Raw genomic sequence first — 11,585 nt, 5'->3', positions numbered from 1 at the left:
TATAAATTTTGATGTTGCTTGACTAATGGTTGGGGGTAAATTTTATCCTAAATTTTTTCCTCCTTATATTTTCTTTTATGATCGGCCACTGTATCGGCAATGATCTGCCTGAGCAGCTGATCCTGTTCCTCTAATTTTATGAGTAACTGAAACTGCGCCTTTGCCCTCACCAGGTTGTGGCCGGGATAGGCAGTTTTAAAATAAGTATCGCCCTGCAGGTAATCTGTTAAAAACCTTACGCCCTGCATGTAGGGCAGCAGCATCGTCCCTAAAAACAAGGATTCTACTTCCGTATCTGTAAGGAAGGCGTGGGCTTCGTTGATGTAACCTTTCGCATAAGCTTTAAAAAGCGGGATATTGATCTGGATCTTCTTAAGATCCGGCTCATCCTCTGCTGTGGTATTAATGATAGTGCGGATAGCGTCGCCAAAGTCGTAAGCCACGTGGCCCGACATTACCGTATCCAGGTCTATTACACATTCGGCCTTATCATCGGCATCAAATAATATATTGTTAAACTTGGTATCGTTGTGTGTGATCCGTTTTGGCAAAAGCCCCGAACGCCCCCAATTATAAATCACAGACATGCCTTGTTCGCGTTCGCGGATAAAATCGATCTCTGCTCCCACCCCTGCAACACGGTCCATCACATCTTCATTAATGGCAATATGCAGGTCCTTAAGTCGTTTTTGGATGTTATGAAAATCGACAATGGTTTCTGAGAGCTGCAGCGGATCCATATCCGAGAGCAGGGTTTGGAAATAACCGAAGGCTTTGCCTCCTTCGTAGGCCTGCTGCTCGGTTGATACCACATCGTAACTACGCGAGCCGGCGAGAAACAAATATACCCGCCAGTAGTTGCCCTGTTCATCCTTATAAAAAAGCTTTTCATCGGTAGTGCTTATCAGCTTTAATACCTTTTGATTTTTGCCGGGTTCAAGGCCGGGCAGCATTTTATTTTTGAGGTATGAGGTTACCAGGTGGATATTATCTATCAGCTTGGGCACATCTTTAAAAACATGGTGATTGATGCGTTGCAGCAAATAATCGGGACTATCCAGATCTTTATTTTTCAGTAAAAAAGTATCATTAATATGCCCGTTACCGAAAGCCTCAGCTTCGGCAATTTCGCCGGTTATATTAAAGTTTTTCACTATCGAAGAAATGTTAAAAGTGATCGGATCTGTTAAACTCATTTTATATCAGGTGTACTTGGTTTATCCCGGCAACATCAACACTGTGTGTTCGCACACTATAGCTTGTATAAGCCTTGTTGTTATTAATATCTAAATATAGCGTGTTCGCACACACAAATGCAAATAAATTTTACAAAAACTTAACAGAAAATGTCATAATTAAATTTTTGGCAAAAAAAAGCCTACTTTATTATAAATAAAGTAGGCTTTAAATATGTATTCGAGCACATTTGTAAAACTTACACCTGCTTACCTCATGCTTAAGGGAATTAAATTTAGCATTAAACCTAAATATGCAACATTTAATAAACCTGATTTTGAAAAATAACGGCAGGCATTAAACAGCGAGCAACCCGGTAATATCTTCTATGATCTGGTGTGCTAATTTATCAGCGTTTTCCATCGAATTTGCCTCGGAATAGATCCTGATCACCGGTTCGGTATTGGACCGGCGCAAGTGCACCCACTGCTTGCCGAACTCAATTTTTAAACCATCAATGGTGCTATATGGCTGATGGCTGTATTTGCTTTCAACTTCCTTTAATAAGGCATCGATATCCATATCATCGGTAAGGGTAATTTTGTTTTTAGAGATATAATACGCCGGGTAAGTCTTCCTCAATTCCAAAATACTTTTACCCGATTTTGCCAGCATTGTCAGGAACAAAGCAATACCCACTAAGGCGTCGCGGCCATAATGCAATTCGGGGTAAATAATACCGCCGTTACCCTCGCCACCAATAACCGCGTTAACGGCTTTCATTTTTGTAACCACGTTCACCTCCCCTACTGCCGATGCTTCGTAAACGCCACCCAGGTTTTCGGTAACATCGCGCAGGGCGCGGGTTGATGATAAATTGGAAACCGTGTTGCCGGGTGTATTCCTTAATATATGATCGGCAACAGCAACCAGCGTATATTCTTCGCCAAACATGCTGCCATCCTGGTTTACAAAGCACAGGCGGTCCACATCCGGATCGACCACGATACCCAGATCGGCACCAATTTCTACCACCCTGCCAGCAATGGCGGTAAGGTTTTCCGGCAGCGGCTCGGGGTTGTGAGGAAATTGGCCCGTTGGCTCACAGTACAATTCGTCTACCTGGTTAACACCCAATGCTTTCAATAAAGGTGGTAAAAACAACCCGCCGGTAGAATTCACGCAGTCTATCACCACGCTAAAATTGGCAGCTTTTATGGCAGCAACATCAACCAGCGGCAAGGCCAGGATCTTATCAATATGTTTTTGCAGATAGGTATCGTCATAAGTCACTTTGCCCAATTCATCCACTTCGGCAAAGGCCCATGAGGTGTCTTCGGCAAGCTCCAGTACTTTTTTACCTTCGTTATCATTAATAAACTCACCCTTAAAGTTTAATAATTTCAGGGCGTTCCATTGTTTTGGGTTGTGGCTGGCCGTAATAATAATGCCGCCACCGGCCTGTTCATCGGGCACGGCAATTTCTACGGTTGGGGTGGTAGAAAGACCAAGGTCTACCACATCTATCCCCAGCCCCATCAGCGTGCCGGTTACCAAATGGTTCACCATCCGGCCGGAGATACGCGCATCGCGGCCAATCACCACTTTGCGTTTGCCCGTAGTTTCGATAACCCAACGACCGTAAGCTGCAGTGAATTTCACCACATCTGCGGGTGTAAGTCCGTCACCCGGCGTGCCGCCAATAGTACCCCGTATGCCTGATATTGATTTTATAAGTGTCATGTTTTTTTATTTTGTGATTGCGCCGATTGAAGATGATTCCATTGATTTAAATAATAGTATTTGAGTCTTTTGGTCACGCTCCGCTGCTTTTCAAAAGTTCCCGCCTCGGGAGCGATGTTGTCAAGTTTAGAGTTGATGAGATATTAATCAAAAGAAAATAAACGCCTCAAAAAGTGTAAACCCATCAAAAGTATATCTATCTTATTATTAAATAGTTATATTTTTATTTTTTGAATTGTGTAAACTTTTGTAAACTTTTTTGCTAACCCAACAAGTGCATTTTATAACGTTAAAGGAAATAAAACTTAACTAATGACATTGCTTTTAAAAAGCTCCCCCTTCAGGGGGCCGGGGGGCTTGAGCTAAAACTTAAACCTCACAAACGCTTCCATCGCTTCGTACTCCGCCAGGCCAAGCTGGTTATAAGTGCGAGCGGTTTCACTTGTGCGGTCCTCTGCTCTTACCCAAAATTCGCGGGCATCATCGCCCGGGAAAACAGGGCGGTCTTTTTGCGATTGGTGTTTGAATATGGCCAGGCGCTTGCGCTCCACTTCTTCGGGCGACAAAGGCACACACATTTCTATTTCATGCGTTTCAAACTCGAACCAGGCACCACGGTAAAGCCACAGCCAGCAATCTTTCATCCATTCTTCGGTTTTAGTAAGGCGAATAATGGCTTCGTGGATAATATCAAAACAGGTCTTATGTGTACCATGTGGGTCGGCAAAATCACCGGCGGCGTAGATCTGGTGCGGTTTTACTTGCTGAAGCAAAGCCATGGTTTGCCGGATATCCTCCTCGTACGATACCTCTTTGCTCACCTTGCGCTTATCGTAAAATGGCAGGTCCTGGAAATGGATATGGTCATCATCCAAACCAACAAAACGGGCACCTGCTATGGCTTCGCCTTTGCGGATAAGCCCTTTGATGGTCTCCATCTCCTGTGGGTCGCGTTCATTCGGCTTTTTGGTTTTGATGAACCCGCGCATATCATTATAGGTAGCGCGAAGTTTCTCATCATTGACACCCTGCGATTTGGAAAGATCGAGACTGAATTCCACAAAGCGCAGCGCATCATCATCCCAAACCGCCGTATTGCCCGATGTTTGGTAAGCTACGTGCACATCATGCCACTGGTCGGCCAGGCGAATGAAGGTACCGCCCATCGAGATCACGTCGTCATCCGGATGCGGAGAAAATACGATAGCACGTTTGACAGCAGGTATTGCGCGTTCGGGGCGCTGACTGTCATCGGCATTTGGTTTACCACCCGGCCAGCCGGTAATGGTATGCTGCAGTTTATTAAAGATATGAATGTTGATATTGTAAACCGGCCCGTTTTGCGTGGCCAGTTGCGCCATACCATTGGTATTGTAATCGTCTTCGGTAAGTTTAAGGATTGGTTTATTCAGCGTTTTGGCAAGCCAGATCACCGCTTTTTTAATCAGCTGCTCGTCCCAGGTACAATCCTTCACCAACCATGGCGTATTAAAGCGGGTTAATGATGATGCGGCATCTTCATCTAAAATAAACTCCACGTTATCCGAGTGTTGCAGGTAGGTAGCCGGGATCTCCGCAGAAACATCGCCTTCCACCGCTTTTTTAATAATGTCAGCCTTCTTGGCGTTCCAGGCCATCAGGATAATTTCGCGGGCCTTAAAAATGGTTCCGATACCCATGGTGATGGCTTTGGCGGGCACATTAGCCTTTCCGCCAAAATCGTGCGCGGCATCGCTGCGGGTAAGTTCGTCTAAAGATACCAGGCGCGTACCCGAGTTTGGCGCCGAACCCGGCTCGTTAAACCCGATGTGCCCTGTACGGCCAATACCCAGGATCTGCAGGTCGAGCCCGCCGTAAGCGCTGATCTTCTTTTCATATTCGAGGCAAAACGAGGCCACATCTTCTTGTGCCAGCTCGCCATCGGGGATGTTGATATTCTCGGGGGCAATATCCACATGATCAAACAAATGCTTGTTCATGAACACCTTATAGCTTTGTACAGCAGTCGCATTCATAGGAAAATACTCATCGAGATTAAAGGTGGTAACATTTTTAAAACTGAGCCCTTCTTCTCGATGCAGGCGCACCAGTTCTTTATAAACAGCTACAGGCGTTGCGCCGGTGGCCAGGCCAAGTACGGCCTGCTCCCCTTTTTGGGCTTTTTGCTTAATGATACCGGCAATACGCCCAGCCACCACTTTTGATGCGGTGAGCATATCGGCATAAACCGTTACAGGTAGTTTTTCAAACCTTGTTTCTTCTAAAAGATTTAAACGTGGCATTATATTATGGTTAGGTGTGATAATTAAAGGCGTTGGGTTTGTACACCGTGAAAGGCAACTGGTTGTTTTGATGCGGCGCGACTGTTATATGAGCCAAACCATTCGCGCTCGATGATTGTGGTCAATTTTTCCTTATTCAGCTCCAGCATTTTCAACAATTGCATTTGGGCAAGGGTGCGCTGCAGGTTATGCCCGGCAAACTGGGTTTTATAGTAGGTATCACCATTCAGGTAATCGGTTAAAAACCTAACGGCCTGCATGTAGGGCAACAGCAACACGCCTTTGATGAGCGATTTGAGTTCCTGCTCGCTTAAAAAGGAAATGGTTTGGCTGAGGTAACCTTTGGTGAACTCCTCAAACAAGTGGATGTTCAGTTGTATGGCCTCCAAATTTACCTCATCCTCGGCGGCGGTGCTGATGATGCTGCGGATAGCGTCGCCAAAGTCATAAGCTACATATCCGGGCATTACGGTATCCAGGTCGATAACGCATTGGATGTTATCCTGTTCATCAAGCAGGATGTTATTGAATTTGGTATCGTTATGGGTGATGCGTAAGGGCAAAATACCTGCGCGGCCCCATTGTAGTATGTCCTTCATGCTATCGGCACGGCTCAGTAAAAAATCAAGCTCGGCAGATACTGTGCTTAACCGGTCGGCAGCGTTGTTCTCTATGGCCTGACTCAATTCCCACAGCCTGAATTCGATATTTAAAAAATTGGGGATAGTATCTACCAGCATTTCGGCCCCCATATCGCATAGTAGATATTGAAACCTACCGAATGCCACCCCGCCCTGATAGGCCTGGTTGCCCGCGGTAACCAGGTCGTAGCTTTTGGTGTTATGCAAAAAGGTGGTCATGCGCCAGTAGCCGCCATGCTCATCCCGGCAATAATACAACCCGTTATTGCAGGGAATAAGGGTTAAAACTTCCTTATCCGGGTCGCCGCCTGCTTTATAAATTTTTTGTTTCAGATGGTTGGTAACGTACAGCATATTGTTCATCAGCCCGTTCACATCCTTAAATACATAATCGTTTATCTTTTGCAACAGGTAGTCGCGGCCATTTACGGGGCTTTTTACCCGGTAGGTATCGTTGATATGCCCCGAACCAAAGGGTTTTATCTCGAACGAACCTTCCCCGATGCTGAACTGTGTTATGATACCCGAAAAATTATATTTCATTTCATTCGTATGCATTTATACTGCAATTTATCTAAACCTTTTTGTTATATACTATTAATTGCCAGGTATTTAAAATGGTTTGGCATCCATTACCTTCACTTCGTAAGGTGCAAGTGTTATTTTGATGGCGCGACCGGCATAAACCTGCGGGTGTTTAGCATCCCGGGCATCAAAAAACCGGTAATTATCTGTTGAGGTGGACGGCAAATCTAACACATCTCTCACTTTAACCGTAAAGGTTTGCGTTTGTGCGGTTGGATTGCGGATGGTAAGCACGCCCTTGCCTGCAGCCCAGCCCGCGTAGCCGTATACCTGGCTCTTTAGCGGGTCGCCGCCAAACCAGTGGGTATCTGCCAGCGCTTTTTTATTTGCCCTTGCCCAGTTGGCCGCGGTTTTAATACAATCCCAATTGTTGGTACTAAGTTTATGCGGATCTGCGTACAACTCCTGCAACCCTGTGCCGGTGCCGAAGAATGCCCAGATCTCATCGGCAATGTTTTTATCGTCCATCTCCAGTTTGCCCGGCAAGCCGTTTGCCGCTATACAAACACCATGATACATGAGCGAGTTAAGCGGGAACAGCGGCGCACGCTTTACGATATTTTGATAGGCCTGCCCGTCTTTATAGGTGATCCATTGCTGGCGTTTGGGGCCGTCGCCGGCAAGGCCGGTATCGTCGCCTGCACGCCAGATGGCATCGCCGTATTTAAGCCAGTAAGCCGATGGCCAGGTACCCACCGTTAGGCTGAGGTACAGATTGGGCTTCTCTTCCCGCAAGCCGTTTATCAAGCTTAAAAATGCTTCAATATCTTTTTGGTAGGTAATGCTGGCGCCATTTGCACCGTTGCCCGCACCCACGCCATCAAACTTAAACATGGCCACATTGTAATCCTTAATGAACCGGGTGGTAACAGCGCGGAAGCGCTTATTGTAAACCGGACCGGTTAACGAGAAACCGTTATCGTTAGTTTCGAACGGAGGGGATTGTTTTATGCCAAACGCCAGTCGCTGTAATTTTGGCTCATCGTACCCGCCCCATGGCGACACCCAAACGCCTAAAGCTGCACCGCTTGCTTTGGTAGCTGCGGATAGTTTGCTAAAGCCATTGGGGAAACCGCTGTTAAATTGCCAAAGCGATTGATTATCGTCCCAGCCATCATCAAACAAAAAGGCATCCATTTTTACATGCCGTTTTTTTACGAGGCTATCGGTAAATACGGTTATCCTGTCGAGGCAGTCAGTTTCGCTGAGCTTCCTGTCTACCCATGAAAGATCGAACCAGGAGTTATAGTGCAATACCTGCTTGTAGGATTGCGCGCGTGCCAGTTCGGTATAGTAAAGAAACCCTCTGCGTAATTGCCCTTTAGGCGTAACGCCAAATACCGCGGATATGGTTAGCGGCTGCCCTACTTTAAGCGCTTCCTGCCTTGGCAAATACACGGTGGTGAAAGCCTTTATGGCGCTCGCCTGACTCATCGGATGCTCCAAAGCGAAAAACATAGTGCCCTTAACCAATGGCGAACCGTCAACCGTGCCTACCTGCTTTAAGCCTGCCGATGAGGGCAGTTTAACCAGGGTTATCTTGCTGATCTTAACCGAAGCGGCGCTTTGGAAAGTAAAAATTTGGGTTACAAAATTGGCACCATCGGTTAGGATAGCCTGCCAATTTACGGTTATGCCCGCTTTTGCGTTTCTCAGTATTGCTTGTACTTCTTTGCCGGGCTTTTTATAGTCGGTAATGATGATCTTCGGGTTACCGGTTAACAGGAAATCATTGGAGCTGATGATTGCACCGTCGCCTTGTGTTATTTCAAAAAGCGGGGCGTTGGACAAACGGAGATGCGATTGCGTTTGCTTATCATCAAAAGAGGCGATACCTATTTTTCCATCGTTAACCAATAGTGATAGGCGCAACACTTTGTTTTGCAGCGTTATGCCCCCCTTTGCCAGCGTCACAGCCGCTTTACCGGGCTGCACGCCGCTGTAGGTTATTTGCGCAAAGCTTTGCCCGCAGCAGCAAGCTAAAGCAATCGCCAATACAAATACAGTTCTGTTGAACCTTGCCATTATTAATAAGGATTACTGTTGATATATTTTTCCCATGCCCAGGCTGAGCTAAGCATATCATCAAGCGTTAGCTCAGCTTTCCAGTTGAGCACGGTGGCGGCTTTGTCCACATCTCCCCAGATCTTCATGATGTCGCCTTCGCGCGGGGCGCCGATGCGGAAATTAAGCGCCACACTGTTTACCCGCTGAAAGGCGTGAATCACCTCCAATACCGAATTGCCGTTGCCTGTACCGATGTTGAAGGTTTCGTAAACCGAGTCCATCTTTTCGGCTTCCATACGAGCAATGGCTGCCACGTGCGCCCTGGCGAGGTCTACGACATGGATATAGTCGCGAATACAGCTGCCATCGGGGGTATCGTAATCATCGCCGTAAACGGTTAAAAAATCGCGTTTACCAATGGCGGTTTGCGTTACAAAGGGTACCAGGTTTTGCGGAACGCCGTTTGGCAGTTCGCCTATTAATGCCGAGGCGTGTGCACCCACCGGGTTAAAATAACGCAGGGCGATAACTTTAAGATCGCTGCCGGCATCGGCAGTTTCGCGAAGGATCTCCTCGCCTATCTGCTTGGTATTGCCATACGGCGATTCGGCAGTTTTTACGGGTGCGGTTTCGGCAACAGGCAATACATCCGGCTGACCGTAAACCGTACATGATGATGAAAACACAAAATTGATCTTACGCCCGACAAATGCACCAAGCAAATTCACCAGCGTGCAGATGTTATTCTCGTAATAAAGTAATGGTTCTTTAACCGATTCGCCAACCGATTTTGATGCGGCAAAATGGATAAGCCCGGTAATATCCCCCTGCCCGCTGATAAATTCAGTAAGCGCCACTTTATCGCGCAAGTCGAGCTGGATAAATTGAGGCCTTTTACCGGTTATGGCAGTTATTTGCACCAGCACCTTAATGTTTGAATTGGACAGATTATCTAATATAATAACCTCGTAACCGCTGTTTTGCAATTCAACAACTGTGTGCGAACCAATGTAACCCGTTCCGCCGGTAACTAAGATCTTCCCTTTTTTTAAAGCGCTCATAATGTTATGTGTTGTTGATAGGTTATATTTTGATGAATATTTTACGCCAATTAGGCAATTACATATTCCCCAACATCAGTTCACAAATATGTGATTTAATTTGCGTGTGCGCGCACATTTTTAAAAATATTTTTTATTTAATTGATTAATAGAGAATTAATGAAAGAGGAATAATTGAGAATCGCTTATACAAACACCACAGAACCAAACATCCCAGGTAGATGAAACTCGGGATATGGATGGTTTATAGGTGTCCAACTCAAGAAATGAGGCTCGGGTAACTCGTCGCCGCATTTATAAAAATTTACACGGCAAGCCTCCCCTGTAACATTATTTATATGATGATGCGTAAACACCTCAAAAGGAAAAAACAGCGTAAGCTCCCAATTATACAAACCGGTTTCGGTGTCTTGGTGCTCTACGGTACTTAAGGTATTTATAGTTGCAATGATATCAACAGGTAAGTCTTCCCTATCGTTTTTACCGTCGCCAAAGCCGCAGAGGGCGGTTCCTATGCTATTAAATTCAAAATTATAGTAAGCGCGATCGCCAGCAAAGGCAATAAAAAACTCTACACAGCTATCTTTGTAAACGGGGTCGTTAATATTTTTATAATGGGCAAGCATGTGCTTCTCCTTTACGCTGTATTTTAAATAGATCCCTTGTTGATTGTGCGCGAGCGAAAAAGAAACCAGCGGCAGATCGCCCGTGTCGTCCCAGGGAGCATTATCAATTTGCTGCCGCTCCTCCCCGTCTAAAAAAGCAGAAATACTTTTCATGCCTTTATCGGCAGTATGTTTGGGTAGGTGACGGCTTTTAAACTGCTTCATTTTTATCGAGCGATATAATATGCGTGCTCGAACACAAATATATATAAAACAGCGCCGCTAAAATTTATTTGTTGAAATTAAATTTCTACAAAGGTATCGCTTTTCTCGTCGCGGAAGTAGTTGAGGTTTTCGTTGGTTACCACATCCAGCGGGAGATATTTAAGGATAGGGACTTCCTTTTTAAATACAAGGTGCTCTGCCAATTGGTATATCCCCCAATACCCCTGCCCTTTCGGGTTTTGGTTGATGAGGAAGCTGATGTCGCCATTTTCGAGGTAGTAAAGATTTGGAGCTATTAAATCGTACCCTATCAGCTTAATGTTTTTAACATGCCTTTGGTTCAGGTACTTAGCAATATCGTAAGCCTGCGATGTAGTAACAAAGATCTGTTTCAAGTCTAAGGTGCTCTCTAAGATCTCATCCAGCTTTTTTATAAAACCTGATTGGCTGGATCGGTTTAGTTCTGTACTTATAATATTATAGTGATGCGCCAGGTTTTGCTGAATAAAATAATTGCGGAAACCCTGCTCTTTTTTTACCAGGTGCTGCGCATTGCTCATTTCCTCATCAATATGCGCTATCAGTATTGAGCATGGGTTTGGCTGGCCGTAATGCACCAGTTTGGCAGCCAATAAGCCGCTCTGGTACGAATCCTGGCCTATATAGCTCAAGGGGTCGTACTCGGCTATCTGCGTGTTAAACAACACGAAAGGTATTTTTGCCTCGTTCCATTTCTCAAAAAACGGGAGCGTTTCGTTATAATATATAGGCGATAGCAGAATACCATCCGGGTTCTTCTTTGTCAGCTTGTTAGCCATTTTTACATAATCCTGCGGATCGTGCGGGTTAAAAACGTATTGCTCAACGCTTACACCATATTGTCTCAGATCCTGCTCGGCCTTTTCAATACCCAGCTTAGGGGCCATCCAGAAAGCATCATAGGTGTGATCGGGCAATAAAGCGGCAAAAACATATTGCTTTTTTGAGCCCAGCATGCGGGCCATGATATTAGGCTCGTAATTAAGCTCTTTCAGAATCTTCAGTACGCGTTCTTTTACATCTTCGGCCACCCGGCCACGGTTGTGGATAACCCTATCAACGGTACCTGTTGATACTTTGGCTTTTAAGGCAATATCTTTAATTCTTACAACTGCGTTCTTTCCGGATGACATTCTTAATTGGTGTATGTTAAAAACTTTGCAAATATATATTAATTAGCTGTACGAGCGGATATTTTACGCTATTTACAAGCACGCGGCT

Annotated in this window: 8 protein-coding genes; all 8 read right to left on the bottom strand. The window is 45.5% G+C overall.

Annotated features, from left to right (window positions below; genetic code table 11):
* Positions 1–47 precede the first annotated feature (47 nt).
* Positions 48–1,196 carry a phosphotransferase enzyme family protein gene (locus IDJ77_RS11850; protein WP_191189165.1) on the bottom strand — a complete coding sequence of 383 codons (1,149 nt, stop codon included), beginning with the start codon at positions 1,194–1,196 and terminating at the stop codon, positions 48–50.
* A 337-nt stretch (positions 1,197–1,533) separates the two neighbouring features.
* Positions 1,534–2,919 (bottom strand): phosphoglucosamine mutase, encoded by a 1,386-nt coding sequence (gene glmM / locus IDJ77_RS11845; RefSeq protein ID WP_191189164.1) that lies wholly within the window; start codon positions 2,917–2,919, stop codon positions 1,534–1,536.
* Between the two features lie 362 nt (positions 2,920–3,281).
* A complete protein-coding gene (nagB, locus tag IDJ77_RS11840) occupies positions 3,282–5,201 on the bottom strand; it encodes a glucosamine-6-phosphate deaminase (protein WP_191189163.1) in 1,920 nt (639 codons plus the stop codon).
* A 23-nt stretch (positions 5,202–5,224) separates the two neighbouring features.
* Positions 5,225–6,385: a phosphotransferase enzyme family protein gene (locus IDJ77_RS11835; protein WP_191189162.1), complete on the bottom strand. Its 1,161-nt coding sequence runs from the start codon at positions 6,383–6,385 to the stop codon at positions 5,225–5,227.
* A gap of 69 nt (positions 6,386–6,454) precedes the next feature.
* Positions 6,455–8,452, bottom strand: a complete 1,998-nt coding sequence (locus tag IDJ77_RS11830; RefSeq protein ID WP_191189161.1) for an enterotoxin — start codon at positions 8,450–8,452, stop codon at positions 6,455–6,457.
* A gap of 2 nt (positions 8,453–8,454) precedes the next feature.
* On the bottom strand, positions 8,455–9,495 hold the full coding sequence (gene galE / locus IDJ77_RS11825) for a UDP-glucose 4-epimerase GalE (RefSeq protein ID WP_191189160.1): 1,041 nt from the start codon (positions 9,493–9,495) through the stop codon (positions 8,455–8,457).
* 185 nt (positions 9,496–9,680) lie between these two features.
* Positions 9,681–10,325 (bottom strand): carbohydrate-binding family 9-like protein, encoded by a 645-nt coding sequence (locus tag IDJ77_RS11820; RefSeq protein WP_191189159.1) that lies wholly within the window; start codon positions 10,323–10,325, stop codon positions 9,681–9,683.
* 77 nt (positions 10,326–10,402) lie between these two features.
* Complete coding sequence (locus tag IDJ77_RS11815; RefSeq protein WP_191189158.1) at positions 10,403–11,497, bottom strand: substrate-binding domain-containing protein; 1,095 nt, start codon at positions 11,495–11,497, stop codon at positions 10,403–10,405.
* Between the last annotated feature and the right edge of the window lie 88 nt (positions 11,498–11,585).

The sequence above is a fragment of the Mucilaginibacter pankratovii genome, assembly GCF_014773265.1.
GTDB lineage: Bacteria > Bacteroidota > Bacteroidia > Sphingobacteriales > Sphingobacteriaceae > Mucilaginibacter > Mucilaginibacter pankratovii.
Note: the sequence above shows the minus strand (reverse complement) of the source record. Positions and strands in the feature narration are given on the sequence as shown.